This window comes from Mesorhizobium sp. USDA 4413, from assembly GCF_056280365.1.
On the sequence record NZ_JBVPRP010000001.1, the window covers coordinates 757569 to 781909 of the forward strand.

Below are 24341 nucleotides of genomic sequence, written 5' to 3' on the forward strand. Positions count from 1 at the left end.
GGCCGACATCCAGACCGCGGACATTGGCCCTGTCCAGACGACTGAGCGGCTTCACACCCTCCAATGCCGCCCCGCCGTGTTGACGCCGAACAGCGACGGCGTCCTGGCGTACGCGGCGAGCCCGAGCAGCGCCGCCAGCGGATGGGTGATGACATAGACCGGCATTTCGCGCATCAGGGCGCTGTGCGGCGCCTTGTCCTCGAAGGCGGCGCGGAAATTGCCGGCCTTCAGCGCCGGCACGATCTTCTGCGCGATCCCGCCGGTGAGGAACACGCCGCCGCGGCCCATGAACACCAGCGCCAGATCGCCGGCGGTGCGGCCGAGGCAGGTGACGAACAGCTTCAGCGCCTCTTCGGCCACCGCATCGGTTCTGGCAAGCGCGGCCGCGGTGATCTCGGCCGGCGTCGTGAAAGGCGTCGGCTTGCCGTCCGTCCTGGCCACGGCGCGGTAGACATTGACCAGCCCGCGTCCGCACAGGATCTGCTCGCCGGAGATGCGGCCTTCGAGCTTGTCGATATGCGGGAACACCTCGAAGTCGCGCGACGTACGCGGGCCGATATCCATATGCCCGCCCTCGCCCGGCACCGGAATCCAGTGGTTGAGCGCATAGATCAGCCCGGCGACGCCAAGACCGGTGCCCGGGCCGAGCACGACGCGGCTCGCATGGGGTTCCGGCGTGCCGCCGCCGATCTTTTCCATATGCTCTTCGCCGAGCGCCACCACGGCCAGCGCCTGCGCCTCGAAATCGTTGAGCACGACGACCTCGCTCAAATCCAGATTGGCGAGCATCTGCCGCGGCTTCACGACCCATGGGCAGTTGGTGAGCGGGATCTCGTCGCCGTCGACCGGCCCGGCGATCGCCAGCACCGCCGAATTCGGCTGGATGGACGAACGGTCGAGCACCGCCGCCTGGATCGCCTCGTCGATGGTCTTGAAGTTGGCGGTCTGGACGATATGCGGCTCGGTCGCTTCCGAATTGGCGTCGAGCACGATCGAGAAGCGCGCATTGGTGCCGCCAATGTCGCCGATCAGGACCGGAAACCGCAGCTCCTTCTCGTCTTCGCCTGCCATGCTCTTGATCGTCCTCGTTGCGGCGCCGCTGCGCCATTTCAATCGATTGACTAGCGCATGACCCTGCAAAGGGGAAGCCCGCTTGCGCCTTGGAGCAATTCCAGGAAAAGTGTGAGCGGTTTTCCGTCCGGAATTGCTCCAAAGCCGTTTCCGTGAAACGGTGAACGCACTAGTTCCCGGGTCTCGGCCTCGGCAGCGGAATGCCGATCTTTGGCGTCGGCGCGAAAGCGCTGGCGGCCGCCGGGATCGCGGCGTCGCCGCTGGAGATCGTTTGCGCCGGTTCGGTCGGCTGCGGTTCGGCGACGGCGACCGCTGCGGCGCTGCCGCCGTGATAGGTCACTGCCTCCAACGAGGGTGCGTCCGGTGCATTGACCACGTCCTGGCATTGCTTGGGCAGATTGGCCATCGTCATCAGGTCGCGCGCCTTGGGGGCGTCCGGGTTCTTGTTCGGCCGCCAAGGCTCCTCGGTGAACCACCAGGCCAGCGGCTTGCCGCAGCCATCGTCGGTCGGCGTCGCTTCCTGCCCCTTGCACAAGGGCGAGCCCGGCTGGCAGCCTATGCGCATGTGGAAATGATAGTCGTGGCCCCAGAACGGGCGGATCTTGCGCAGCCAGGAGCGGTCGCCGGTGACGGTGTCGCAGAGCTTCTTCTTGATGCCGGGATTGACCAGGATGCGCTCGACCTCAGGGTAGCTCGCCGCGCGTCTCAAAAGCCTGGTGTGCGCGGGCGTCCACAGCGCGTCCTTCACCAGATGCGTCTTCTCGTCGACCATCAGCGTCGCGCTCATGGTCTCGCGCTGCGCGATGGTCAGCGGCCGCCTCGGCATCGGCGTCAGCCAGATGTCGGCGTCGAGCCCGATCTGGTGCGAGGCATGGCCGGTCATCATCGGTCCGCCGCGCGGCTGCGAGATGTCGCCGACCAGAAGCCCCGGCCAGCCATCCGCCTGGGCGTCGCGCGAAAGCTTCTCGATCAGCGCGATCATCGCCGGATGGCCCCAGCGCCGGTTGCGCGAGGGGCGCATCACCTCCCAGGTCGGGCCGTCCACCGGCAGCGCCACGCCGCCGGTGAAGCAGCCTTTCGAGTAGAAGCCGAAGGATTGGGCAGGCGCCACGGCTGGCAGTTTCCGGGCGCCGAACAGCTCCTTCGCGCGGGGTTCGGCCGAAATGGCCGCCGCCGCGAGTGCGGCGAGCGCCACCAGTGCCAGGGCGGCGGTCAGGAACGGCTTGCGGTCGGGCAGCGATCGCAAATTCATCAGGCTGGGTCCCTCTCCAGTCTATCCCTTTGCCGCGTGATCAAGCGGCCCGGTCACGAACGAATCATACCACAGCGCCCGTCCCGCATCGATCAAAGCATTGGAAGACGGTGTCGTCCGGAGACCTCACGCTCTCCGGCATCATCTTCTCATCGGGCTGCGCGGCTCTCCGTCCCGCCAGTTGCCCTCGGCCCACATCCGCTCCAGCGCCACCCGGTAATTGGGGAACCGGAAGGGGTAGCCGGCAGCTTTGATCGCCTGATTCGCGACGCGCTTGTTCTCGCCATAGAAAGACCGCGCCATGGGCGAAAGTTGGGCAGTCTCGAAGGGAATTTCCGGCGGCGGCGGGACGCCCATCAGCCCGGCAGCATAGGCGACGACATCCTGCGGCGGCGCCGGCTCGTCGTCGGTGACGTTGAATATCCCGCCGAGGTTGTTGTCGGCGAGATGCCAGAGCGCGCCGGCGATGTCGTCGCAGTGGATGCGGTTGAACACCTGGCCCGGCTTGACCAGCCGCCTTGCGGTGCCGTCCTCGAGATTGGCCAGCGCGTTGCGGCCCGGCCCGTAAATGCCGGAAAGCCGCAGGATCGCCACCGGCTTGCCGGTCTCCCGGCCAAGCGTCAGCCATTCCTGTTCGGCCGCCACCCGCATCGTCGAGCGCTTCGACACCGGCCGGCAGTCGCTGCTCTCGTCGACCCAGGCGCCGCCATGGTCGCCATAGACGCCGACGGTCGAGAGATAGCCGATCCACTCCAGCGCCGGCATCTTTCCCCGAAGCGCATCGCCGGCGGCGTTGAGCACCGGATCGCCGGCCTCGTCGGGAGCGACCGAGACGATGAGATGCGTGGTCTTGGCGAGCGCATCGCGGAGCTCGGGCGACAGCGCGCCGTCGAATTGCACGGGCTCGATGCCGACCGACCGCAGCGCCTCGAACTTCTCCGGCGCCCGGGTCGTGCCGGAGACCTGCGCATGTTGGGCGTTGGCCCGCGCGAAGGCCTTGGCCGAATAGCCGGCGCCGAAGATGAAGAAGCGTCTTTCGCTCATCATGAACCTCCATCAATCGGCCTTCACGGCCAAAGCCGCCAGCCATTCCTCGCGGACCGCCGCATCCGTTTCGGTCTTCGAAGCGGCGGCGAGGTCGCCAAATTCGCGGTCGGAGAGCAGTCGCGACAGGGCCCAGATTGCCGCACCCCGCACCAGCGGCGAGCCGTCATGGAGCAGGCGACGCACAATGGGCGTCAGCGAAGCGTCGCCCGAATTGCCGGCGGCGATCAGCACATTGCGGATAAAACGGTCGCGGCCGATGCGCTTGATCGGCGAGCCCGAGAAGAATGAGCGAAAGCCTGCCTCGTCGAGCGCCAGCAGTTCCGACAGCGGCGGTTCGCGCAGATCGTCCCGCGCGGCAAGCTTCACCTCGGATGCCGCGCTGGCGAACTTATTCCACGGGCAGGCGGCCAGGCAGTCGTCGCAGCCATAGATGCGGTTGCCGATCTTTTCGCGGAATTCGTGGGGGATCGGCCCCTTGTTCTCGATGGTGAGGTAGGAGATGCAGCGCCGCGCATCGAGCCGGTAGGGCGCCGGGAAAGCATCGGTCGGGCAGACGTCGAGGCAGGCGCGGCACGAGCCGCAATGGTCGATCTCCGCTTTGTCCGGCTTCAGCTCGGCCGTGGTGAAGATCGTGCCGAGGAACAGCCACGAGCCATGCGCGCGGCTGACCAGATTGGTGTGCTTGCCCTGCCAGCCGAGCCCGGCCGCTTCCGCCAGCGGCTTTTCCATCACCGGCGCGGTGTCGACGAACACCTTCACGTCGCCGCCGGCGCGCGCCACGACCTTGCCGGCGATCTCCTTCAGCCGGCCCTTCATCACGTCGTGATAGTCGCGGTTTTGCGCATAGACCGAGATCGCGCCGCGGTCGGGCTTGGCGAGGACATCGCGCGGATCGCGGTCCGGGCCGTAATTCATGGCGAGCACGATGATCGAGCGCACCTCCGGCCACAGCGTCGAGGGTTCGGCCCGGCGCTCAAGCGTCTCGGCGATCCACTCCATCGAGCCATGGAAACCGTCCGAGACGAATTCGGCGAGCCTTGCCGGCGCCAACGGGATCGCGTCCGGCCGGGTCACCGCGACCGCCTCGAAGCCGGCGCGGCGCGCCTCCGCGTCGATCAGCGCGCGCAGTTTTTCAGAAGTCGAGGTCCGCATAATGCGATACCGGCGAAAGGCCGCGCACCCGGTCGGAAAGCAGCGGCCGGAACGACGGCCGTGATTTCACCCGCGTATACCACTCGCGCGCCGCGCCATGTTCGCGCCAGTCGATCTCGCCGAGATAATCGAGCACCGAAAGCGTCGCCGCCGCGGCGAGGTCGGCATAGGTCACCTTGTTGCCGGCGAGCCAATGGCGCGTGCCGGCGAGCCAGTTGGTGTATTTCATGTGCTGGCGAATGTTGGCGCGGGCGGCGCGGATCGCCGCCGAGTCCGGTGAGCCGCCGCCGGCGGTTTCCGGCATAACAGGCTTCAGCACGCGCTCGCGCACCAGATGCCGGGTCACCTCGCTTTCGGCCTTCGCCAGATACCAGTCGGTCAGCCGGCGGATTTCGGCGCGCTGCATCGGGTCCTCGGCGAACAGTCTTTTGTCGCGCTTCAGCACCCCGCGGGTCTCGTCGAGATATTCGGCGATCACCATGGCGCCGACGATCGGCACGTCGCCTTCGGCCAGCAGGATCGGCAGCGTGCCGGCCGGGTTCAGCGCCAGGAACTCCTTGCGCCGCGTCCACGGCTTTTCCTCGATCAGCGCCAGCTCCTCGCCATACTCGCCGAAAGCGAGGCGGACGAACCGGCAGGTGGCGAACATGGGATGATGGAAAAGCGTCAGCATGGTTCCGCGATGATAGGGCGCACTGGCGAATCGTTACCCGCGCCGGTAAGTCTTGGCGGCCCGTCATGCGGCCGTCACGGTGTTGCGACCTATAGGGGGACTTCCGCGCCGTGACAAGCAAGCCGTTGTCACCAGCTATCCCCGAAATCCTGAGGTTGCCATGGAAAGCCAGACCATCGTCGAAGCGCTGCTGCTCGGGCTGCTGGAGGGCCTGACCGAGTTTATCCCGGTGTCCTCGACCGGCCACATCCTGCTTGCCGGCCATTTCCTCGGCTTCCATTCCACCGGCAAGGCGTTCGAGATCCTGATCCAGCTCGGCGCGATCCTGGCGATCCTCAGCGTCTATTTCGGCAAGCTCTGGCATATGCTGATCAAGCTGCCCAGCGATCCGCAGACCCGGCATTTCGTCATCGGCATCCTGATTGCCTTCCTGCCGGCGGCGGTCATCGGCGCGCTGGCGCATGATTTCATCAAGACCATCCTGTTCGAATCGCCCAGGCTGATCTGCATCATGCTGATTATCGGCGGCGTGGTGCTGCTCGTCGTCGACCGCATCAACTTCAAGCCGGTCCATCACGATGTCGAGCGCTTCCCGTTAAGCGTTTATCTCAAGATAGGCCTGTTCCAGTGCCTGTCGCTCATCCCCGGCACCTCGCGCTCGGGCTCTACGATCGTCGGCGCGCTGCTGATGGGCGTCGACAAGCGGGCGGCGGCGGAATTCTCCTTCTTCCTTGCCATGCCGACCATGGTCGGCGCCTTCGCTTTCGATCTCTTCAAGAACCGCAATGTGCTGACCTCGGCCGACCTGCCGATCATCGCGGTGGGCTTCATCGCCGCCTTCGTCGCCGCGCTGATCGTCGTGCGCGTCCTGCTCGACTACGTCTCGCGCAAAGGCTACGCGCTGTTCGGCTGGTGGCGGCTTTTAGTGGGGACCGTTGGACTGGCGGCGCTGATGGTTTGGGGGTGAGCCTACCCTCCCCCTTGTGGGGAGGGTCGATCCGCGAAGCGGACCGGGGTGGGGTCGGCGCCGTACTCCCGCCCCGGTTCGCCAGCGACGCTTCGTCGCTTGCTCACCAACCCTCCCCACAAGGGGGAGCGTAAGGGCCCCTCAATTCCTCCCATAAAACGCGTTCTCGACATGCACCGGCCAACGCCAGGGCAGCACCGCCACCATGTCGAAACGCAGGGACAACTTCCCATAATCCGGCTGGCGCGACAGCCAGATATCCGCCGCGCCCTCGATGCGGCGCTCCGATTCATGCCCGACCGCCTCCATCGCCTCGACCAGCGTGCGTCGCGCCTTGACCTCGACGAACAGCACGAGGTCGCCGCGCCGGGCGATCAGGTCGATCTCGCCGAGCCTGGTGCGGTGGCGGCGGGCAAGGATGCGGTAGCCCTTCAGCATCAGCGCCAGCGCCGCCAGCCACTCGCCGCGATGGCCGCGCCGATAGGCTTTTCGGCGATGGACGACTGTGCGCTCAGCCATCTTTTTGCTTGACCATGATCTTGTCCAAAAACCGGTTTCCACTTTTTGGGATCATGGTCTGTCCTTGAGCTCCAGCAGCCGCCGATAGAGCGCCTGCTTCTGGCCGCCGGTCATTTTCGCGGCTTCCGCCGCCGCCTTCGAAGCCGGCATTTCCGCCGCGAGCGACAACAGCAGCCGATCGATATCCGCCGGCTGGTCTTCCGCCGCTTCCGGCGGGCCGACGCAGATGACGATCTCGCCTTTCGGGGGGTCGGCGGCCGCATAATGGTCGGCGAGCTCCGCCAGCGTTCCAGTTCGCATCTCCTCGAAGGCCTTGGTCAGCTCGCGGCCGATCGCGGCTTTCCGCGCGCCATCCAGCACTTCCACCATGGCGCTGAGTGTCTCGGCCAGCCGTCTGGGCGATTCGAAGAAGATCAGCGTCGCCGGCACCGCCTTGAACGTCTCCAGCTTGGTCAGCCGCTGCCCGGTCTTCACGGGTAGAAAGCCGGCAAACAGGAAGGCATCGGAGGGCAAGCCGGAAGCGGTCAGCGCGGCGAGCGCCGCCGAAGGTCCTGGGATCGGCACGACGCGGATGCCGCGCTCCAGCGCTTCGCCGACCAGCCGGTAGCCGGGATCGGAGACCAGCGGCGTGCCGGCATCCGAGATCAGCGCCACGCTCTGTCCGGCCGCCAGCGCCTCGATCAGCTTCGGCCCGGCTTCTTGCGCATTGTGCTCATGATAGGCGGTGGTGCGCCGGCGGATGCCGTAGCGTTCGAGCAGCACGCGCGAGACGCGCGTGTCCTCGCAGGCGACGATGTCGGCGGCGGCCAGCGTCTCCAGCGCGCGCAGCGTGATGTCGGCCAGATTGCCGATCGGCGTCGCCACCAGATAGAGCGCCGGCTGGAGCGCCCGCGCCGCGATCTCGCTCTGCCCGATCAGATAGCTGCGTTTGTCGCCGGTCACCGGATGCCCCTCATAGCCAACCCTGTTTCGCATGGCTGACGCTTCGTTGCAAAACGTGAGGTCGAGTCAAGGAAATCGCCATGCCTTCGCCACAGTGCGGAACGAAACCCGCAACGGCGAATTTAACCCCTGATTCCCCGGGAGGAGGCAGGACCGAACGATGCCCAATCGCTTCGACATTTTCATAAGCCGGCTTGAAAGCAAGACCGCCCGCGAGGGCATCCATTCACACACCATCGCCGCCCAACCCGGCGCACGCCGCGACAAGGCCGATGCGAAGCCTGTCCGCCACGACGAGGCGCATGGCGAGAAGCAGCGCGGCAAGCACCGTCAGAAGCACGACGCCTGAGTAATTCGCGACCTTCGCCATCTCGCGCCTCGTCATTCCAGGGCGCAGCAAGGAGCGAAGCGACGCGCGCAGACCCTGGAATCCATGCCGGCACATCGAAGCGCCACCATCGGCGCAGATACTGCTCCGCTGCGCCCTTCGCGTAGGTCACGGCATGGATTCTCGGGTCGAGCCCGAGAATGACGGAGGCACGAGGTCACCTTGCCAGATCGGCGACGACGGCATCCAGGACGATCATGCCGGCGGTCGTGGCGCGCAGTCTGGCATTGCCGACCGGCGCCACCAGCCCTTCCTCCTGCAGCACCGAAAGCCGTGCGCTCGAAAGGCCGCGCCCCGAGAGCGCCTCGTAGCGCTGCAGGTCGATGCCTTCGGCGAGCCGCAAGCCCATCAGCAGGAATTCGTCGGCCTCTTCCGCCCGCGTCAGGATCTCGCCGCCGGTGACGCCATGGCCCTTGGCTTCGACCAGATTGGCCCAGGTCTCTGGCATCCTTTCCGCGATCGTCACCGTGCGGCGGCCGTTCTCGACGAAACGGCCATGCGCGCCCGGGCCGACGCCGACATATTCGCCATAGCGCCAATAGGTGAGGTTATGCCGGCTCTCGGCGCCCGGCCGCGCGTGGTTGGAAATCTCATAGGCCGGCAGGCCATGCGCCGCCGTCACCTCCTGCGTCAGCGCGTAGAGATCGGCCGCATGGTCGTTGTCGGGCAGCGTGAATTTCCGCGCCGCGTATAGCGCGTGGAAAGGCGTCCCCTCCTCGATGGTGAGCTGGTAAAGCGACAGGTGGTCGACGGCATAGCCGATCGCCTGCTCCAGCTCCGCTTCCCACGCCTCCGGCCTCTGGCCGGGCCGCGCATAGATCAGGTCGAAGGAGAGGCGGGGAAATATGTCCCGTGCGAGCCCGATGGCGTGCAGCGCCTCCTCGACATTGTGCAGCCGGCCGAGGAAGCGCAGATCCTTGTCGTTCAGCGCCTGCACGCCGAGCGAGACGCGGTTGACGCCGGCGGCGCGATAGCCGCGGAAACGCTCGGCCTCGACCGAGGACGGGTTCGCCTCCAGCGTCACCTCGATGCCGGCCGGCACCGTCCAGTTCTTCGCCACCGCCTCCAGCACCGCGCCCACCGTTTCCGGCTTCATCAGCGATGGCGTGCCACCGCCGAGGAAGATGCTGGTCACCTCACGCGGCCCGGTGCGGCCCCGCATGGTCTTGAGTTCCGTCTCGAAGGCGCGGGCAAAACGCTCCTGGTCGACCGGCTGGTGGCGAACATGGCTGTTGAAGTCGCAATAAGGGCACTTGGCCGCGCAGAACGGCCAGTGGATATAGACCCCGAAGCCGGGGCTGCGGTCGAGCGGTATCGTCACCGCGTTCATGCCGATCCTAATCTGGCCAAATCCAGGCGCGCCTGCGCGAATTTCCAAATCCAGGCGCGCCTGCGCGAATTTCTGGAAGGCGCGGGCGCGGTGCGACAGCGCCGTCGCTTGCCCGGGCTTCCAGCCATGCTTTTCTTCCGCGCTCATCTCGCCAAAAGTCTTGTCGAAACCGTTGGGCAGGAACACCGGATCGTAGCCAAAGCCGAGCGTGCCGCGCGGCGGCCACACCAGCCTGCCTTCGGCCTCGCCGCGATAATATTCCGCCTCGCCATCCGGGAAGGCGAGGCAAATGACGGCGACGAAGCGTCCGCTGCGCTGCGAAGGCTCGGTCGCGCGGGCTTCCTGCAGCGCGTTTTCCGTCTTCTGCATCGCCATGCCGAAATCCCGGCTGCCATCGGGCTTCTCGGCCCAGTTGGCGGTGTAGACGCCGGGCGCGCCGCCGAGCGCATCGACACAGAGCCCGGAATCGTCCGACAGCGCCGGCAGGCCGGTCGCCTTGGCCGCCGCATAGGCCTTGATATAGGCATTCTCCTCGAAGGTGGTGCCGGTCTCGTCCGGCTCGGCCAGGCCATATTCCTTGGCCGATTTCGCCTCGAAGCCGAATGGCGCCATCAGGTCGGCGAATTCGCGCAGCTTGCCTTCGTTATGGCTGGCGACGACGATCTTCTTCTCCCCAAGGGAGTGAAAGGAATGCATCAGAAACCCCAGATCCTTGGCTCGGCGAACTCGATCGAATTGCCCGACGGGTCGCGGATATAGATAGAGTGCCCGCCCTGCGGCCATTCGAAATCGCTCTCGATGGCGATGTTGTTGGCGGCGAGATGCTTGCGCCACGCAGCGATCTCATCGGCGCTCGCCGCAAAGCAGAGATGCCCCTCCCCGGCCGTGCCGTGCGGCGGCACCTTCAGCCTCGCGTCAGGCGGCGGCGGGATTTTCGTCGCCTCGGCGTTGAAGAGAAGCAGCACGCCGTCGCCGCAGCGGAAAAAGACGTGGCGGCCCTCGACCTTGCCCAGCGCCTCGAGGCCGATAATGTCGCGGTAGAAGGCTTCCGCGGCGTGTAGGTCCGTGACGTAGAGGGCTGATTCAAGGATCGCGGAGGGTTTCATGGAAACCTACGCCACCGCCATCTGCTGCAGGCTCACCAGCCGCGAAATGCCCTTCTTGGCCAAGCTCATCAGCGCCGCGAACTGCTCCTCGGAGAAGGGCTCGCCCTCGGCCGTGCCCTGGATCTCGACGATGCCGCCCTTGCCGGTCATGACGAAATTGGCGTCGGTGCCGGCCGAGGAATCCTCCAGATAATCGAGGTCGATGACCGGCTGGCCGTCATGGATGCCGCAGGAGATCGCCGCGACATGGTCTTTCAGCACCTTGGAAACGCTCACCATCTGGCGCGCTTCCATCCAGCGCAGGCAATCGTAAAGCGCAACCCAGCCGCCGGTGATGGAGGCCGTGCGGGTCCCGCCGTCGGCCTGGATGACATCACAGTCGACGGTGATCTGCTGTTCGCCCAGCGCCTGCAGATCGACCACGGCGCGCAAGCTCCGGCCGATCAGCCGCTGGATCTCCAGCGTGCGGCCGCCCTGCTTGCCGGCGGAGGCCTCGCGCCGCATGCGCTCGCCGGTCGAGCGCGGCAGCATGCCGTATTCGGCCGTCACCCAGCCCTTGCCGGAATTGCGCATCCAGGCCGGCACTTTTTCCTCAAGGCTCGCCGTGCACAGCACATGCGTGTCGCCGAACTTCACCAGGCACGAGCCTTCGGCATGCTTGGACACGCCGCGCTCGAAGGAGATGGCGCGCATTTCATCGGCTTGGCGTTTGGACGGGCGCATCGAGGCTCTTTCTGTTCTTTCCCGGATTCGTCGGCGGCTTGTAAACGCATGCGCGGCATGGCGCAAAGGAAAACGGCCGGGAACCGCGAGCGCGGCACCGTGACCGCAAGCGCGGCACCGGGTTGCGCCGCCGTGGCTTAAGTCTATATCTTTTCGACAGGAGGTTTCTCGCCGGAATGAACAAACCAGTCGATCCGACGTCCCAGAATCCCGGGCTTCAGTCGCCCGTCCTTCAATCACTCGACATGCGCTCGCGCGATATTTTCCGGCGGATCGTCGATTCCTATCTGCGCGACGGCGAGCCGGTCGGCTCTCGCAGCCTGTCGCGCATCCTGCCGTCCTCGCTGTCGCCGGCCACCATCCGCAACGTGATGAGCGACCTCGAGCATCTGGGGCTGATCTACGCGCCGCACGTCTCGGCCGGGCGGCTGCCGACGCAGACCGGCCTGCGTTTCTTCGTCGATGCCTTCATGGAGCTCGGCGACCTGACCGACGAGGAGCGTCGCGTCATCGAGGCGCAGGTGCGCGCCTCGGGGTCGGGCGCCACGCTGGAGCACATGCTGACCGAGGCCAGCCAGATGCTGTCCGGCATGTCGCGCGGCGCCGGCCTGGTGCTTGCCGCCAAGAACGAAGTGGCGCTGAAGCACATCGAATTCATCCAGCTGGAGCCCACCAAGGCGCTCGCCGTGCTGGTGTCGCAGAGCGGCGATGTCGAGAACCGCGTCGTCGACCTGCCGGCCGGCATTACCGTCTCGCAGCTGCATGAGGCTTCCAATTTCCTCAACGCCCATATCAGGGGCCGCACGCTTGCCGAGGCGCGGACCGAGATTGCCCGCATCAAGGAAGAGACCAGGGCGGCCCTCGACACGCTGTCGCAGGATCTGGTCGAAAAGGGCCTTGCGGTCTGGGCCGGCGCCGAAAGCGGCCTGCCGGCGCGTCTCATCGTGCGCGGCCGCGCCAACCTGCTCGAAAACGTCACCGCCCAGGCGGATCTCGAATTGCTGCGCCATTTGTTCGAGGATCTCGAAACGCAGGACGGGCTGCTGCAATTGCTCGACCTCGCCGAGGAAGGGCCGGGCGTGCGCATCTTCATCGGCTCGGAGAACAAGCTGTTTTCGCTGTCCGGCTCGTCGCTGGTCGTCGCTCCCTATCGCGACAAGGACGCCCGCGTCGTCGGCGCGCTTGGCGTTATCGGCCCGACGCGCCTGAATTACGCCCGCATCGTGCCGATGGTCGACTATACGGCGCAGCTGATTTCGCGCATGCTCAGATAGCATGCGCGAAGGAGGGCAAGAAAAATGGCACTGGAAGCAATCAAGGCCCAAATCGATCTCCTGCTTCAGGAAATGATCAACCAGCCCGGAGACGAGCACGAGATCCAGGAGCAGCTGCGCGAGAAATTGCAGGAAATGCGCGCCATGGGCCTTCCCTTGCCGGCCGACCTCGTCGAGTTGGAAAAGAGGCTCGACGACGATCTGGATGCCGAAGAGGCTTGAGCCCGACGTTCCGACAAATCCGCATGCGCAAGCTTCTCTTTTCGATCGTTTGCCCGATATGTCCTGTCTCTGGGCGCCTGATCGAGTAAGGCGCGTTGGCAGACGACGGAGGACATCATGATGCGGATCGCCGGCCTTGCAGGCCTCGCGCTGGTTTTTGCGACGGGTGCCTTTGCACAGCAGGACGATCGCCCCTTGCTCCGCGGCGAAAAGGCCTTCGGCGACTGGAAGGCCGACCGTCCGGGCGTGCGCCGGCTGCTGAAACCTGAGGATTTGCCGAAACCCGATGTGACGGAATCGGCCTCCAATGGCGGCGGCATCACCGGCCGCCCCGAGGATGCGAAGCCAAAGCTTCCGCCCGGTTTCTCCGCCGAGCTGATCGCCTCCGGCATCGAAAATCCCCGTGTCGTGCGCGTGGCGCCGAACGGCGATCTCTTCGTCGCCGACAGCCGGGCGAACCAGGTCCGCGTCTATCGTTTGGCCGAAGGCAGCGCCAAGCCCGCGCACAAGTCGATCTTCGCCAAGGGCCTGACCCGGCCCTACGGCATCGCCTTCTACCCGCCGGGCGACAAGCCGCAATGGGTCTATGTCGCCAACAGCAACAGCGTCGTCCGCTTCTCCTATCGCGACGGCGACCTGGAAGCGTCCGGCAAGCCGGAGACCATCGTCGCCAAGGTTCCCGCCAGCCACCATTGGACGCGCGACATCGCCTTCTCGCCCGACGGCAAGACGCTCTATCTGTCGGTCGGCTCCGGCTCCAACATCGCCGAGGATATCGGCGCCAGGCCGAAGGGCGGTGTCGAGGAATGGGCAAAATCGCAGCCGCTAGGCGAGGCCTGGGGCTCGGAACAGGGCCGTGCCGACGTGCTGGCCTTCGACCCCGACGGCAGCAACCGCAGGACGATCGCCACCGGCCTGCGCAACTGTTCCGGCATGACCGTGCAGCCAGCGACAGGGGCGCTATGGTGCGTCGTCAACGAGCGCGACGAGCTCGGCGACAACACCCCCTTCGAATATGCGACCGCGGTGAAGGAAGGCGCCTTCTATGGCTGGCCCTGGTATTACATCGGCGACAATGAGGATCCGCGCCACGAGGGCGTGCGCCCCGATCTCGCCGGCAAGGTCACCATTCCGGATGTGCTGATCCAGGCGCATTCGGCGCCGCTCAACATCGCCTTCTACGACGGCGGCAACTTCCCCGCCGAGTACAAGGGCGATGCTTTTGTCACCTTGCATGGTTCATGGAACCGCAATGTCCGCACCGGCTATAAAGTGGTGCGGCTGAGATTCAAGGACGGCAAGCCGACCGGCGAATATGAGGACTTCGCCACCGGCTTCGTCATAGCCGACGACGCGGTCTGGGGCAGGCCGGTCGGCGTCGCCGTGGCCAGGGATGGTGCGCTGATCCTGACCGAGGACGGCAACGGCACGATCTGGCGCATTACTTATGGCGGGTAGTTGTTCGACAGAGGGCCTGAAAGTTGCCGTCGTCGAAAGACAAGACATTCCCGCTCATTCCATGAAATCAGGGCAACCGCTGGCGATTGGCTGAAGCCTCCCCCACCTCGTCATTCTAGGGTCTGCGCGCGTCGCTCCGCTCCTTGCTCCGCCCTGGAATGACGAAGAACTAGTCGTTTCAGCCAATCTCCAAGGTACGCGGTCTGCCAACAAGGGAACGAGCTTTCCGCCGAGCTGACGCAACAAATCCCGCCCTGAGGGAATTACCCTCCACCCGGTATCATGGTAGAAGCCGCGCACTTCATCGGTCCCTTCAGGATCATACGCCAGGCCCCAGAACCATGACACTCACCGGATTCCTCGCTTACAGCGCAGCCCTCGGCGTCGCCGCCGCTATTCCGGGTCCCGGCGTGACGGCGCTGGTCGCCCGCGCGCTCGGCTCCGGCTTCCGCTCCTCGCTCGCCATGTCGTTCGGCCTGATGCTCGGCGATCTCACCTATCTCACCGCCGTGGTGCTCGGGCTCGCATTCGTAGCCCAGACCTTCGGCATGGTCTTCCTCGCCATCAAATGGGCCGGCGTCGCCTATCTCGCCTTCCTCGCCTGGCGCTTCTGGACCAGCGGCATCACGCCCGAAACCGTCGAGGCGCGGAAGGCCAAGGGCGGGCTGGTGTCGAGCTTCATCGCCGGGCTGACGGTGACGCTGGGCAATCCCAAGACGATGATCTTCTACCTCGCCATCACGCCGACCATCGTCGACGTAAAGACGATCACGCTCGCCGACTACGCCATCCTTGCCGCGCTTACCGTGGTCGTTCTGTTCGTGGTGCTGGTGCCTTACCTGGCGCTGGCGGCCAAGGCGCGCTGGTTCCTGAAATCGCCGCGCGCGCTGAAGGCGCTGAACCGCACCGCCGCCGGTTTCATGATGGGGGCGGCTGCCGCCATCGCGGCCCGCCAATAGGCTCCAATCTCAACCGGCCCCGGATTAAGCCAAACCATTCCTGAAACCCGTCATGGCGGAAAATGCATTTCCGGTCGCGGACGCTTTTGAGCAACCGCCCCACTCGGATATTTTCCAGCCTCGGCCTATCTTGCGCGGCTGAAAGCCCTATTCTGTCAGCCTGTGCCATTGCCTTGGGAGCGAACCAATGAACAAGCCCGTCACCTCCGCGCGCGTCCCCGGCCGCGGCCGCATCTTCAATTCGATCACGGAGACGATTGGCGACACGCCGCTGGTCAGGCTGGACAAATTCGCCAGGGAGAAGGGCATCGGCGCCACCCTTCTGGCCAAGCTCGAATTCTTCAACCCGATCGCTTCGGTCAAGGACCGTATCGGCGTCGCCATGATCGAGGCGCTGGAGGAGGCCGGCAAGATTTCGCCCGGCAAGACCACGCTGATCGAGCCGACCTCCGGCAACACCGGCATCGCGCTCGCCTTCGCCGCCGCCGCCAAGGGTTACAAGCTGATCCTCACCATGCCGGAGACGATGTCGGTCGAGCGCCGTAAGATGCTGGCGCTGCTCGGCGCCGAGCTGGTGCTGACCGAAGGCCCGAAAGGCATGAAAGGCGCCATCGCCAAGGCCGACGAGCTCGCCGCAACGCTGCCCAACGCCATCATCCCGCAGCAGTTCGAGAATCCCGCCAATCCCGAAATCCACCGTCGCACCACAGCCGAGGAGATCTGGAACGACACCAATGGCGAGGTCGATATCTTCGTTGCCGGCATCGGCACCGGCGGCACCATCACCGGCGTTGGCCAGGTTCTGAAGAAGCGCAAGCCTTCGCTGCATGTCGTCGCGGTCGAGCCGGAAGCCTCGCCCGTTCTGTCGGGCGGCCAGCCCGGCCCTCACAAGATCCAGGGCATCGGCGCCGGCTTCGCGCCGAAAATCCTCGACACCTCGATCTATGACGAGGTCGTCAGAGTCTCGAACGAGGATTCTGTCGCCAATGCCCGCCTTGTCGCCCGGCTCGAAGGCGTGCCGGTCGGCATCTCTTCGGGCGCCGCGCTCCAGGCGGCCATCGTCGTCGGCTCGCGGCCGGAGAACAAGGGCAAGAACCTCGTCGTCGTCATCCCCTCCTTCGCCGAGCGCTATCTCTCGACCATCCTGTTCGACGGGCTGGGGGCCTGAACAGACTGGACCGCTGAAAAGGCGGCGCTGGCCTTCGTCGGCGGCTTGAGGCAAGCGCCGCTTCCGGCTCATATCCCCACCGGCCCCATCGGCCGGCGGGAGAATTTCATGTACAAGCTCTACACGCGCCCCAACAGCGGCGGCTTCGTCGTCGAGGCGGCGCTCGCCATGGCCGGCGTGCCCTTCGAAAAGATCGATGTGCCGAAGAAAGATCCGCCCGATCCGGCCTTCCTCGCCATCAGCCCGCTGAACCAGGTGCCGGTGCTGACGCTGCCCGGCGGTCATTCGCTGACCGAATCGGCCGCAATCTGCATCCTGCTCGCCGAGCGCCACCCTGAAGCGCGTCTTGCGCCGCAAGCGGGCTCGCCCGCCCGCGCCGATTTCCTGCGCTGGATGGCCTTCATGTCGTCGGTGCTCTATCCGGCGGTGCTGCGGCTCTATTATGCGCACCGTTATACCGCCGATGGCGAAGGTGTGCAGGCGGTGAAGCAGGCGGCTGTCGCGGAAATGGATCGCGGCTTTGCCATTCTCGACCGGGCGCTGGCCGGCCGCGACTGGCTGGCCGGCGACACGCTGTCGCTTGCCGACATCTATCTCGTCATGCTTGTGGCCTGGCATCCTGAGGTCGAGAAAGCCCGCAGCGCCTGGCCGAACATCGAGCGCCTGTGGGCGAGGCTGCGGGAGAACGAGCTGATGCAAAACCTGAACGCCTCGCACGAGATGTGGCCCGAAAGCTAATCCCTGATAAGCTTCGCCTTCTCGCCCTGCAGGAAACGCCGCAGCGCGGCGTCGCGCTCGAGGCCGATCGCCCGGTCGTAAGACTCTGCCGCTTGCTTGATGTTGCCGAGCCTTGCCAACAGCCCGGCGCGGGCGGCCCAATAGGGCTGGTAGTCCTGCAGCCTTTTGTCCTCGCCCAGCACGTAAAGGGCCGCCAATCCGGCCGGGGCGCCCTCGGTTTCGGCGATCGCCACCGCGCGGTTGATCGCCACCACCGGCGAGCCGACGACGGCTTGCAGCGCATCGTAAAGCTGTCGGATCGCCGTCCAGTCGGTGCCGCTGCCACGCCGGCGCGCTGTATGGGCGGACTGCACGGCGGCTTCGAGCTGGTAGCGGCCGATGACGCCCTTTCGCGCGGCGCGCACGAGAAGCGCTTCCGCCTCGTCGATCAGGCGATCGTCCCAGAGCGCGCTGTCCTGCTCGGCCAAAGGCACGAAGTCACCTTCAGGGCCGCGCCTTGCCGAGCGGCGCGCCTCGGCGAACAGCATCAGCGCCAGCAGCCCGAGCGCCTCCGGCTCATCCGGCATGAGCGAGGCGACGAGCCGTCCAAGCCAAATGCCTTCGGTGGCGAGGTTGCGCCGCCTGGTATCGGTGCCGGTCGGATCCGACCAGCCCTCGGCGAAAGTGGCGTAGATCGCTTCAAGCACTGCACCTAGCCGCTCACCCAGCTCCGCCTGCTCAGGCACGCGAAACGGTATCCCCGTCTCGCGGATGCGCGCCTTGGCCCGCACCAGCCGCTGGCCCATCGTCGCCGGAGAAACCAGGAAGGCCGAGGCGATCGTCGCGGCGTCGAAGCCGAGGATCGTCTGCAGGATCAGCGGCGCGCGCACGCTGGCCTCGATCGCCGGGTGGGCGCAGGCGAACATCAGCCGCAACCGGTCGTCGGGCAGCTCCTCGCCGTTCATTCGCGTCTCCATCTCTTCGGCGATCAGCTTCAGGTGATCGCGCGCCGCCTCGCCGGTCAGCCGCCGCCGCACGGCGTCCACGTCGCGCCGGCGCGCCACCGTGAGCAGCCACGCTTCCGGCTGCGCCGGGACGCCGGTCCGCGGCCAGCTTTCGAGGGCGGCGGCGAAGGCGTCGGCCAGCGCGTCCTCGGCGCCGGCGACATCGCGTGTGCGCGCCGCCAGCCAGGCGACCAGCTTGCCGTAGCTGCGCCGGGCGGCCGCTTCGGCCGCCGCCCGCGCGATCTCCGAGCGATCATCCATCACAGGCTCGCTATGCGGCGGCTATATACTCGGCCATTTCCCAGATCGGCCGCACCTCGACCGTGCCGGTGCTGGACGCGGGACAGCGCGCACCCCATTCGATGGCCGTATCGATATCGGCCGCCTCGATCATGTAGAAGCCCGCCAACTGCTCCTTGGTATCGGCATAGGGGCCGTCGAGCACATTGGTCTTGCCGCCGGTGAGCCGCACCGAGGTGGCCGCCTGGGTCGGGCGCAGCCGCTCGCCGGCGATATACGCGCCGGATTTCTTCAGCGCCTCGGTATAGGCGCCGTAAGCGGCGAGGGTCTGCTGGGTCTGCTCTTTTGGCGCGTTCGCCATCGCGGCTTCGTCATTATAGATCAAAAGCATGTATCGCATGGTCTTCTCCCGTTTTCTGAAGGCCGCATCGTCGCGTGCCGACCTATGTCGCGCGGCATGGGCCGATTTCGACAGGCGTCGGAAAAATCTTTCCTCCCCAAGGCAGTCGAGCGCAAGCCGGCGCCTTCGCCGCCACTCAACCGTTCGTCCAGATCATGATCCCAAAAAGTGGATTCCGGTTTTTGGAAAGGATCATGATCAAACAGAAAGGTTTGCAATTGCGGGTTGGCATTTGGCTCCTCCCGTCTAAACTCACGAGCTTCGCGCCGGGGAGGCGACGCGACCGTTTCAGGAGGAGAAACCATATGCTCGATTTCAGGACGAAATTTGTTGCCGCCGGCGCCCTGGCGCTGTCGCTCGGTCTCGGCATCGTGTCGGCCGGGGCGCAAGAGTTCATCAATGTGCTCACCGGCGGCACATCGGGCGTCTACTATCCGCTCGGCGTCGCGCTGTCCGAAATCTATGGCAAGGGCATCGAGGGCTCGCGCACGCAGGTTCAGGCGACCAAGGCTTCGGTCGAAAACCTCAACCTCCTGCAGCAGGGCAAGGGCGAGATCGCCTTTGCGCTCGGCGATTCGGTCAAGATGGCGGCCGAAGGCAACACCGAGGCCGGCTTCCCGGGCAAGCTCGACAAATTGCGCGGCATTGCCGCGATCTATCCCAATTACATCCAGATCGTCGCCAGCCAGGACTCCGGCATCAAGACGCTCGCCGATCTTAAGGGCAAGAGCCTGTCCGTCGGCGCACCCGCCTCCGGCACCGAGCTCAACGCGCGCGCTATCTTCGCCGCCGCCGGTCTCAAATACGAGGATCTCGGACGGGTTGAATACCTGCCCTTCGCCGAGTCGGTCGAGCTGATCAAGAACCGCCAGCTCGACGCCACCTTGCAGTCGGCAGGCCTCGGCGTTGCCTCCATCCGCGATCTCGCTACCTCGGTTCCGATCAACGTCGTCGCCGTGCCGGCCGAGGAGGTCGCCAAGATCGGGGCGCCCTATCTGTCCGTGGTCATCCCGAAAGGCACCTATGAAGGCCAGACGGAAGACGTCCCGACCGCCGCGGTCGGCAATTTCCTCATCACCCGCGCCGACGTCTCCGACGACACCGCCTATCAGATGACCAAGCTCTTGTTCGAGCATCTTGACCAGCTGACCGCCGCCCATGCCGCCGCCAAGGCGATCGATCCGGCCAAGGCGCTGGACGGCATGCCGGTGGCGCTGCATCCCGGCGCGGAGAAATATTACAGGGAGAAGGGGCTGCTCAAGTAGGCCTCATCATCGAGGAAGGGCTATCGCTTAGCGCAGCGCCAGCCCCTCATCCGGCCGCTTCGCGGCCACCTTCTCCCCGCCGGGAGAAGAGACCGGCGCCAACGCCGACCGCCTCCTCTCCCCTCGGGGAGAGGTCAGCCGAGCGAAGCGGAGGCTGGGTGAGGGGGAGTGCCATACGCGGTTTCCCTCCCATCAACCGAGACGGTATTGCCCGCCAGGAACCCGCCAATGACCAAGGCCCCGATCGTTCTTTCCCCGGCCGCCGAAGAACAGGTCGAAGGCCTGCCGCCCGGCTTCGGCGAAGGCCTCGCCGGCAAGGCGGCCTTCCTCATCGCGGTCGCTTTCTCCGTCTTCCAGATCTACATCGCCGCCTATGGCAGCCTGCCCAGCCAGGTAGTGCGGGCCATGCATGTCGGCTTCCTGCTGCTGCTCGGTTTCGCCCTGATCGCCAATTTGCGCGCCACCGGCGTGGCCGCGAAAACCGCATTCTGGACGCTCGGCGTGCTGGGCTTCGCGACCGGCCTCTACAACTGGGTCTTCTATGCCGACCTCATCCGCCGCTCCGGCTTCCTCACCACGCCGGACCTGATCGTCGGCTCGGCTCTGGTGGTGCTGGTCTTCGAGGCGGCGCGGCGGCTGATGGGCCTGCCGCTCGCGGTCATCGCCTTCATCTTCCTCGCCTATTGCTTCGTCGGCAATCATTTGCCGCCGCCCTTCATCCATCGCGGCTATGATTTCGCGCAGCTGGTGGACACCTTCGCCTACGGCACCGAAGGCATATACGGCACGCCCGTCTATGTCTCGGCCGCCTATATCTTCATCTTCGTCGTCTTCGCCGCCTTCCTCGAACGTGCAGGCATGATCGCGCTGTTCAACGATTTCGCGCTCGGCCTCGTCGGGTCATGGCGCGGCGGCCCGGCCCAGGTCTGCGTGCTGTCCTCAGCGCTGATGGGCACCATCTCCGGTTCGGGCGTCGCCAACGTCGTCGCCAGCGGACAATTCACCATTCCGCTGATGAAGCGCTTCGGCTTCCGCTCCGCCTTTGCCGGCGCGGTCGAGGCGACCTCCTCGATGGGCGGCCAGATCATGCCGCCGGTGATGGGCGCCGTCGCCTTCATCATGGCCGAGACGCTGAACATCCCTTACGCCGAGGTCGTCAAGGCGGCGATCATCCCGGCGCTGCTCTATTTCGGCGCCTGCTTCTGGCAGGTGCATCTGGAGGCCGGCAAAGCCGGCCTGCGGGGCATGGCCAAGGCCGAGCTTCCCAATCCGTGGGAAGCCGTGCGAAAGCACTGGCCGCTCGTGCTGCCGCTCGCCGTGCTGGTCTACCTGCTGTTTGCCGGCTACACGCCGATCTTCGCCGGCACGATGGGCCTCGCGCTGACCGTCGTGCTCATCCTCGGCACGCCGCTGGCGGCGTTGATCGGACCGCTCGCCTTTCGCTTCGTCTTCTGGCTGGCGCTCGGGCTTGCCGCCGCGTCCTTCATGCGCTTCGGCGTCAACGTGCTGGGTCTCGTCATCGCGGCGCTCGTCGTCGCCTGCCTCGCCTTCAAGGGCGGGCGCGAGACGCTGCGCATCTGCGTCGACTCGCTTGCCGAAGGGGCAAAGAACGCGCTCCCCGTCGGCATCGCCTGCGCCATCGTCGGCATCGTCATCGGCACACTGACGCTCACCGGTATCGCTTCCACCTTCATCGGCTGGATCATCTCCATCGGCGAGAACAATCTCTTCCTGTCGCTGGTGTTGACCATGCTCACCTGCCTGGTTCTCGGCATGGGCATTCCGACGATCCCGAACTACATCATCACCTCCTCGCTTGCCGGCCCGGCGCTGCTGTCGCTCGGCGTGCCGCTGGTGGTGAGCCACATGTTCGTCTTCTATTTCGGCATCATGGCGGATCTCACACCGCCGGTGGCGCTTGCCGCCTTTGCCGCCGCGCCAATGGCGAAGGAAAGCGGATTGAAAATCGGCATCCAGGCGACCAAGCTCGCCATTGCCGGGTTCGTCGTGCCGTTCATGGCCGTCTACACGCCGGCGCTGATGCTGCAGGACGCCGGCCCGATCGCCGCCTCGTTCGGCTATCCCGTCGAGGTCGCCTATATCGTCGTCAAGGCCTGCACGGGCATTGTGCTCTGGGGCGCCGCAGCCGTTGGCTTCCTCGCCCGCCGCATGGCCTTGTGGGAGCGCCTGATCGCTTTCTGCGCCGGCCTGCTCCTGGTGGCCGCATTGCCGCTCACCGACGAGACCGGCTGGGTGCTGGGGCTGGCGTGGATCGCCTGGCACTGCTGGCGTGCCCGCCGGATGCCCACGGCCGGCGCCGCATGAGCCTGTGCATCCTCGCCGCCGGCAAGACGGTGACGCTCGCCGTCGCCGCCTTCACGCTCTCCTGGACGCATTCGGTGGAACGGATACGCTGGCAGGAGGATTGGAAAGTGTCGCCGGCCGGACTGCAGTTGGTGCAGGCGCGGGTCAAGGGCTCCGGCGCCGGCATGGAGCCGCCCGAGGGCGCGGTGCTGCGGGACGGCTGGTGGATCTATGTGCCGCGGATCGGACCCCAGCCGCGTCTCGTGCTCGCGGCGTCCGGCGCCACCGGGAAAGGCTGGACGCTGTGCACGGCCTCGGGCTGTCGGGAACTGGGCGAGACGGCCGGCGAACCCACCGTGCTCGAACCATGCGCCGGCTCGAGCCAGCCGCGGTAGCGCACGATCAGCCCGGCCACCCCGCCGTCAGCCGATCAGCCGCTCCCGCAACTCGGCCGAAGGTATCTCGCAACTGTCCTTCCGGCCGAACAGCGCGTAGCGGTTCCGGGCGACGCGGTCGTAGAGCCAGTCGCGCAGCGGCCGCGGCAGGATGAGCAGCGCCTTCGCCGCGCGCCACGGCCAGCCGAGCGCGGCCATGACCGCGACGAAGCTGTCGAGCTTGGTGAAGGCCGCGCCGCCGATGATGGCGAGGTTGCTGTCGTAATCATCGGTCGGCAGGCCATGCCTGCGAAACAGCGCCTCGCCGAGCGGCGACTGCGCCGTGGCGAAGCGGAAGCGCTTTTCCCGGTCGAGCCTGAGGATGAGCCGGACGAAGCCCGAGCAGAACACGCAGACGCCGTCGAAGACGATCAGCGGCTGGCGGGTGTCATAGGCCTGGCGCGGCAAGGTGGGACGTTCGGGCAGGTCGGTCATGGCGGCCCCGGCTGCTTGTGCGCTCAGACACTAAGCCAGCCGGCGGCGGCGTCAAAGTCGGGGCGTTGTCGCACGCTAGTCCGCGGCGAGCACGAGGCGCTCGGCGCGATAAGTGGTGGCGCGCTGGTCGGCGGCCGGCCGGCAGATGCGGCTGTGGTGGGCGCGCAGGCGGGTCATGTCAGTTCGCGCTGACGCCCAGCGAGTTGCCGCGGCGCGCGCAGGCCGGACCCGGGCCGCGCATGTAGTAGCGCTCCGGCCGGTAGGTCGGCGCGACGAATTCACGAATGGCGGCGGCGTAGCCGGCGATGTGATTCCAGAAGTTCATTTTACCTGTCCCTGTCCCGCTTTCGGATGTCCCGTCCGAATTGTTCGAGAGCATAGCGTCGAGGCGTGAATAGTCGGTGAACGCGATGTTAATTTCTGGTCCGAAAGTCGTTGCATCATGGCCGGATTGCGGCTGATTCGCGGTGTTTCGGTGCCTTTCGTCGCCTTTCCGCTCCATGTGACTTTTGCATCACATATGTTTCGTTCCAATGTCGCTTGGCCGCGCTTCTGTTTCATCTTTGCCCGACGACAAGAAATTCCCTTCGCGCGCCCGGGCGGCCAGGAACCTGTCACGAAAGGCGACGTTGACCCCGCAAGGTCGGGTGAACCCCGCCGTGTTGACGGCTGTGCGCCGCGCAACTTCCACACAAAGCGAAACAGGAAAGGCAAACCGCCATGGGCTTCTTTTCGAAAGACATCAAGACGCTGGACGATCTCTTCATCCACACGCTGCGCGACATCTACTATGCCGAGAAGCAGATCGAGAAATCGCTGCCGAAGATGATCGACAAGGCGACCGATCCGCAACTGAAAGCCGGCTTCGAGAAGCATCTCACCCAGACCAAGGGTCATATCGAACGGGTCGAGCAGGTGTTCGAGCTGCACGGCGTGAAGGCCAAGACCGTCAACTGCCCGGCCATCGACGGCATCCTCGAAGAGGCCGATGAAGTCAGCGGCGATGTCGAGGACAAGGAGGTCCTCGATGCGGCGCTGATCGCCTCAGCGCAGGCCGTCGAGCATTATGAGATAACGCGCTATGGCACGCTGATCGCCTGGGCCAAGCAGCTCGGCCGCAGCGACTGCGCCAACGTGCTGGCCAAGAACCTTAAGGAAGAAGAGGCGACCGACCGCAAGCTCACCGAAATCGCCGAAAGCAAGGTCAACCTGCAGGCGGCCGAATAGCAGGGCTCGTGTAAGGCCGGTGCGCCGTGCGTCGGCCTTCATGTCCGGGAACCGAAGCGGCGTT

The 24341-nt window shown here is 65.8% G+C and carries 26 protein-coding genes and 1 pseudogene; 12 read left to right on the plus strand and 15 right to left on the minus strand.

What is annotated here, in order from left to right:
• Nucleotides 1-51: 51 nt before the first annotated feature.
• The 5 genes from ACVMIM_RS03835 to ACVMIM_RS03855 all read right to left on the minus strand — a co-directional run bounded on the left by ACVMIM_RS03835 (nt 52) and on the right by ACVMIM_RS03855 (nt 5195).
• Entirely contained in the window at nt 52-1071 is a 1020-nt protein-coding gene (locus ACVMIM_RS03835) for a glucokinase (RefSeq protein ID WP_476110545.1), read from the minus strand.
• Between the two features lie 169 nt (nt 1072-1240).
• Nucleotides 1241-2323 (minus strand): penicillin-insensitive murein endopeptidase, encoded by a 1083-nt coding sequence (gene mepA, locus ACVMIM_RS03840; protein ID WP_476110547.1) that lies wholly within the window; start codon nt 2321-2323, stop codon nt 1241-1243.
• Nucleotides 2324-2464: 141 nt separating this feature from the next.
• Entirely contained in the window at nt 2465-3367 is a 903-nt protein-coding gene (locus ACVMIM_RS03845) for an SDR family oxidoreductase (protein ID WP_476110548.1), read from the minus strand.
• Nucleotides 3368-3379: 12 nt separating this feature from the next.
• Nucleotides 3380-4522 carry a tRNA epoxyqueuosine(34) reductase QueG gene (queG, locus tag ACVMIM_RS03850; protein WP_476110550.1) on the minus strand — a complete coding sequence of 381 codons (1143 nt, stop codon included), beginning with the start codon at nt 4520-4522 and terminating at the stop codon, nt 3380-3382.
• Nucleotides 4503-5195 carry a glutathione S-transferase family protein gene (locus ACVMIM_RS03855; RefSeq protein WP_040986376.1) on the minus strand — a complete coding sequence of 231 codons (693 nt, stop codon included), beginning with the start codon at nt 5193-5195 and terminating at the stop codon, nt 4503-4505. Before ACVMIM_RS03855 ends, queG begins: the two co-directional genes overlap by 20 nt.
• 160 nt (nt 5196-5355) lie before the next feature.
• Here ACVMIM_RS03855 and ACVMIM_RS03860 point away from each other — a divergent pair, with 160 nt between their 5' ends.
• Nucleotides 5356-6162 (plus strand): undecaprenyl-diphosphate phosphatase, encoded by an 807-nt coding sequence (locus ACVMIM_RS03860; protein ID WP_476110552.1) that lies wholly within the window; start codon nt 5356-5358, stop codon nt 6160-6162.
• 141 nt (nt 6163-6303) lie between these two features.
• Here ACVMIM_RS03860 and ACVMIM_RS03865 read toward each other — a convergent pair whose 3' ends face one another.
• Nucleotides 6304-6681, minus strand: coding sequence for a YraN family protein (locus tag ACVMIM_RS03865; RefSeq protein ID WP_476110553.1), 378 nt, complete (start codon nt 6679-6681; stop codon nt 6304-6306).
• Nucleotides 6682-6732: 51 nt separating this feature from the next.
• The gene (gene rsmI, locus ACVMIM_RS03870; RefSeq protein ID WP_476117089.1) at nt 6733-7623 is read right to left on the minus strand and encodes a 16S rRNA (cytidine(1402)-2'-O)-methyltransferase; all 891 of its coding nucleotides are present in this window, start codon (nt 7621-7623) and stop codon (nt 6733-6735) included.
• Nucleotides 7624-7783: 160 nt separating this feature from the next.
• Here rsmI and ACVMIM_RS03875 point away from each other — a divergent pair, with 160 nt between their 5' ends.
• On the plus strand, nt 7784-7972 hold the full coding sequence (locus ACVMIM_RS03875; protein WP_040999286.1) for a hypothetical protein: 189 nt from the start codon (nt 7784-7786) through the stop codon (nt 7970-7972).
• A gap of 196 nt (nt 7973-8168) precedes the next feature.
• Here ACVMIM_RS03875 and hemW read toward each other — a convergent pair whose 3' ends face one another.
• The 4 genes and pseudogenes from hemW to rph form a co-directional block, all read right to left on the minus strand.
• On the minus strand, nt 8169-9341 hold the full coding sequence (hemW, locus tag ACVMIM_RS03880) for a radical SAM family heme chaperone HemW (protein WP_476117091.1): 1173 nt from the start codon (nt 9339-9341) through the stop codon (nt 8169-8171).
• A 72-nt stretch (nt 9342-9413) separates the two neighbouring features.
• Nucleotides 9414-10124, minus strand: a pseudogene (gene rdgB / locus ACVMIM_RS03885) (RdgB/HAM1 family non-canonical purine NTP pyrophosphatase); the annotation flags it as partial.
• Complete coding sequence (locus ACVMIM_RS03890) at nt 10037-10447, minus strand: VOC family protein (protein ID WP_476110555.1); 411 nt, start codon at nt 10445-10447, stop codon at nt 10037-10039. The pseudogene rdgB and the gene ACVMIM_RS03890, both read right to left, overlap by 88 nt.
• A 6-nt stretch (nt 10448-10453) precedes the next feature.
• Nucleotides 10454-11170 carry a ribonuclease PH gene (gene rph / locus ACVMIM_RS03895; protein ID WP_040999294.1) on the minus strand — a complete coding sequence of 239 codons (717 nt, stop codon included), beginning with the start codon at nt 11168-11170 and terminating at the stop codon, nt 10454-10456.
• A 176-nt stretch (nt 11171-11346) separates the two neighbouring features.
• On the opposite strand from rph, the gene hrcA reads away from it, so the two are divergent.
• From hrcA to ACVMIM_RS03925, 6 genes are all read left to right on the plus strand, one after another.
• Nucleotides 11347-12444, plus strand: coding sequence for a heat-inducible transcriptional repressor HrcA (gene hrcA / locus ACVMIM_RS03900; protein WP_040999296.1), 1098 nt, complete (start codon nt 11347-11349; stop codon nt 12442-12444).
• A gap of 24 nt (nt 12445-12468) precedes the next feature.
• A complete protein-coding gene (locus tag ACVMIM_RS03905) occupies nt 12469-12666 on the plus strand; it encodes a hypothetical protein (protein WP_040999298.1) in 198 nt (65 codons plus the stop codon).
• A 117-nt stretch (nt 12667-12783) separates the two neighbouring features.
• Nucleotides 12784-14124 (plus strand): PQQ-dependent sugar dehydrogenase, encoded by a 1341-nt coding sequence (locus tag ACVMIM_RS03910; RefSeq protein WP_476110557.1) that lies wholly within the window; start codon nt 12784-12786, stop codon nt 14122-14124.
• Nucleotides 14125-14465: 341 nt separating this feature from the next.
• The gene (locus ACVMIM_RS03915; protein ID WP_476110559.1) at nt 14466-15083 is read left to right on the plus strand and encodes a LysE family translocator; all 618 of its coding nucleotides are present in this window, start codon (nt 14466-14468) and stop codon (nt 15081-15083) included.
• Nucleotides 15084-15270: 187 nt separating this feature from the next.
• Nucleotides 15271-16251, plus strand: a complete 981-nt coding sequence (cysK, locus tag ACVMIM_RS03920) for a cysteine synthase A (protein WP_476110560.1) — start codon at nt 15271-15273, stop codon at nt 16249-16251.
• Nucleotides 16252-16359: 108 nt separating this feature from the next.
• Nucleotides 16360-16989, plus strand: coding sequence for a glutathione S-transferase family protein (locus tag ACVMIM_RS03925; RefSeq protein WP_476110561.1), 630 nt, complete (start codon nt 16360-16362; stop codon nt 16987-16989).
• Here ACVMIM_RS03925 and ACVMIM_RS03930 read toward each other — a convergent pair.
• Together ACVMIM_RS03930 and ACVMIM_RS03935 are read right to left on the minus strand one after the other, a co-directional pair.
• A complete protein-coding gene (locus ACVMIM_RS03930) occupies nt 16986-18233 on the minus strand; it encodes an RNA polymerase sigma factor (RefSeq protein WP_476110562.1) in 1248 nt (415 codons plus the stop codon). The genes ACVMIM_RS03925 and ACVMIM_RS03930 overlap by 4 nt on opposite strands.
• 10 nt (nt 18234-18243) lie before the next feature.
• Nucleotides 18244-18612: a YciI family protein gene (locus ACVMIM_RS03935; protein WP_278051226.1), complete on the minus strand. Its 369-nt coding sequence runs from the start codon at nt 18610-18612 to the stop codon at nt 18244-18246.
• Nucleotides 18613-18917: 305 nt separating this feature from the next.
• Between ACVMIM_RS03935 and ACVMIM_RS03940 the strand changes: the two genes are divergently transcribed.
• The 3 genes from ACVMIM_RS03940 to ACVMIM_RS03950 all read left to right on the plus strand — a co-directional run bounded on the left by ACVMIM_RS03940 (nt 18918) and on the right by ACVMIM_RS03950 (nt 22576).
• Nucleotides 18918-19877, plus strand: coding sequence for a TAXI family TRAP transporter solute-binding subunit (locus ACVMIM_RS03940; protein ID WP_476110564.1), 960 nt, complete (start codon nt 18918-18920; stop codon nt 19875-19877).
• A 228-nt stretch (nt 19878-20105) separates the two neighbouring features.
• The gene (locus ACVMIM_RS03945; protein ID WP_476110566.1) at nt 20106-22202 is read left to right on the plus strand and encodes a TRAP transporter permease; all 2097 of its coding nucleotides are present in this window, start codon (nt 20106-20108) and stop codon (nt 22200-22202) included.
• Nucleotides 22199-22576, plus strand: a complete 378-nt coding sequence (locus ACVMIM_RS03950; protein WP_040999312.1) for a DUF1850 domain-containing protein — start codon at nt 22199-22201, stop codon at nt 22574-22576. Before ACVMIM_RS03945 ends, ACVMIM_RS03950 begins: the two co-directional genes overlap by 4 nt.
• A gap of 27 nt (nt 22577-22603) precedes the next feature.
• Here ACVMIM_RS03950 and ACVMIM_RS03955 read toward each other — a convergent pair whose 3' ends face one another.
• Both ACVMIM_RS03955 and ACVMIM_RS03960 read right to left on the minus strand, forming a co-directional pair.
• On the minus strand, nt 22604-23050 hold the full coding sequence (locus tag ACVMIM_RS03955; RefSeq protein WP_476110567.1) for a thiol-disulfide oxidoreductase DCC family protein: 447 nt from the start codon (nt 23048-23050) through the stop codon (nt 22604-22606).
• Between the two features lie 178 nt (nt 23051-23228).
• Nucleotides 23229-23552: a hypothetical protein gene (locus tag ACVMIM_RS03960; protein WP_476117458.1), complete on the minus strand. Its 324-nt coding sequence runs from the start codon at nt 23550-23552 to the stop codon at nt 23229-23231.
• Between the two features lie 218 nt (nt 23553-23770).
• Between ACVMIM_RS03960 and ACVMIM_RS03965 the strand changes: the two genes are divergently transcribed.
• The gene (locus ACVMIM_RS03965) at nt 23771-24277 is read left to right on the plus strand and encodes a YciE/YciF ferroxidase family protein (RefSeq protein WP_040986518.1); all 507 of its coding nucleotides are present in this window, start codon (nt 23771-23773) and stop codon (nt 24275-24277) included.
• Nucleotides 24278-24341: the final 64 nt, after the last annotated feature.

What these genes read in the sequence shown, in the direction of transcription:
- ACVMIM_RS03835 (WP_476110545.1), bottom strand. Translation starts at nt 1,071, where the DNA reads ATGGCAGGCGAAGACGAGAAGGAGCTGCGGTTTCCGGTCCTGATCGGC.
- mepA (WP_476110547.1), bottom strand. Translation starts at nt 2,323, where the DNA reads ATGAATTTGCGATCGCTGCCCGACCGCAAGCCGTTCCTGACCGCCGCC.
- ACVMIM_RS03845 (WP_476110548.1), bottom strand. Translation starts at nt 3,367, where the DNA reads ATGAGCGAAAGACGCTTCTTCATCTTCGGCGCCGGCTATTCGGCCAAG.
- queG (WP_476110550.1), bottom strand. Translation starts at nt 4,522, where the DNA reads ATGCGGACCTCGACTTCTGAAAAACTGCGCGCGCTGATCGACGCGGAG.
- ACVMIM_RS03855 (WP_040986376.1), bottom strand. Translation starts at nt 5,195, where the DNA reads ATGCTGACGCTTTTCCATCATCCCATGTTCGCCACCTGCCGGTTCGTC.
- ACVMIM_RS03860 (WP_476110552.1), top strand. Translation starts at nt 5,356, where the DNA reads ATGGAAAGCCAGACCATCGTCGAAGCGCTGCTGCTCGGGCTGCTGGAG.
- ACVMIM_RS03865 (WP_476110553.1), bottom strand. Translation starts at nt 6,681, where the DNA reads ATGGCTGAGCGCACAGTCGTCCATCGCCGAAAAGCCTATCGGCGCGGC.
- ACVMIM_RS03875 (WP_040999286.1), top strand. Translation starts at nt 7,784, where the DNA reads ATGCCCAATCGCTTCGACATTTTCATAAGCCGGCTTGAAAGCAAGACC.
- hemW (WP_476117091.1), bottom strand. Translation starts at nt 9,341, where the DNA reads ATGAACGCGGTGACGATACCGCTCGACCGCAGCCCCGGCTTCGGGGTC.
- ACVMIM_RS03890 (WP_476110555.1), bottom strand. Translation starts at nt 10,447, where the DNA reads ATGAAACCCTCCGCGATCCTTGAATCAGCCCTCTACGTCACGGACCTA.
- rph (WP_040999294.1), bottom strand. Translation starts at nt 11,170, where the DNA reads ATGCGCCCGTCCAAACGCCAAGCCGATGAAATGCGCGCCATCTCCTTC.
- hrcA (WP_040999296.1), top strand. Translation starts at nt 11,347, where the DNA reads ATGAACAAACCAGTCGATCCGACGTCCCAGAATCCCGGGCTTCAGTCG.
- ACVMIM_RS03905 (WP_040999298.1), top strand. Translation starts at nt 12,469, where the DNA reads ATGGCACTGGAAGCAATCAAGGCCCAAATCGATCTCCTGCTTCAGGAA.
- ACVMIM_RS03910 (WP_476110557.1), top strand. Translation starts at nt 12,784, where the DNA reads ATGATGCGGATCGCCGGCCTTGCAGGCCTCGCGCTGGTTTTTGCGACG.
- ACVMIM_RS03915 (WP_476110559.1), top strand. Translation starts at nt 14,466, where the DNA reads ATGACACTCACCGGATTCCTCGCTTACAGCGCAGCCCTCGGCGTCGCC.
- cysK (WP_476110560.1), top strand. Translation starts at nt 15,271, where the DNA reads ATGAACAAGCCCGTCACCTCCGCGCGCGTCCCCGGCCGCGGCCGCATC.
- ACVMIM_RS03925 (WP_476110561.1), top strand. Translation starts at nt 16,360, where the DNA reads ATGTACAAGCTCTACACGCGCCCCAACAGCGGCGGCTTCGTCGTCGAG.
- ACVMIM_RS03930 (WP_476110562.1), bottom strand. Translation starts at nt 18,233, where the DNA reads ATGGATGATCGCTCGGAGATCGCGCGGGCGGCGGCCGAAGCGGCCGCC.
- ACVMIM_RS03935 (WP_278051226.1), bottom strand. Translation starts at nt 18,612, where the DNA reads ATGCGATACATGCTTTTGATCTATAATGACGAAGCCGCGATGGCGAAC.
- ACVMIM_RS03940 (WP_476110564.1), top strand. Translation starts at nt 18,918, where the DNA reads ATGCTCGATTTCAGGACGAAATTTGTTGCCGCCGGCGCCCTGGCGCTG.
- ACVMIM_RS03945 (WP_476110566.1), top strand. Translation starts at nt 20,106, where the DNA reads ATGACCAAGGCCCCGATCGTTCTTTCCCCGGCCGCCGAAGAACAGGTC.
- ACVMIM_RS03950 (WP_040999312.1), top strand. Translation starts at nt 22,199, where the DNA reads ATGAGCCTGTGCATCCTCGCCGCCGGCAAGACGGTGACGCTCGCCGTC.
- ACVMIM_RS03955 (WP_476110567.1), bottom strand. Translation starts at nt 23,050, where the DNA reads ATGACCGACCTGCCCGAACGTCCCACCTTGCCGCGCCAGGCCTATGAC.
- ACVMIM_RS03960 (WP_476117458.1), bottom strand. Translation starts at nt 23,552, where the DNA reads ATGGAGCGGAAAGGCGACGAAAGGCACCGAAACACCGCGAATCAGCCG.
- ACVMIM_RS03965 (WP_040986518.1), top strand. Translation starts at nt 23,771, where the DNA reads ATGGGCTTCTTTTCGAAAGACATCAAGACGCTGGACGATCTCTTCATC.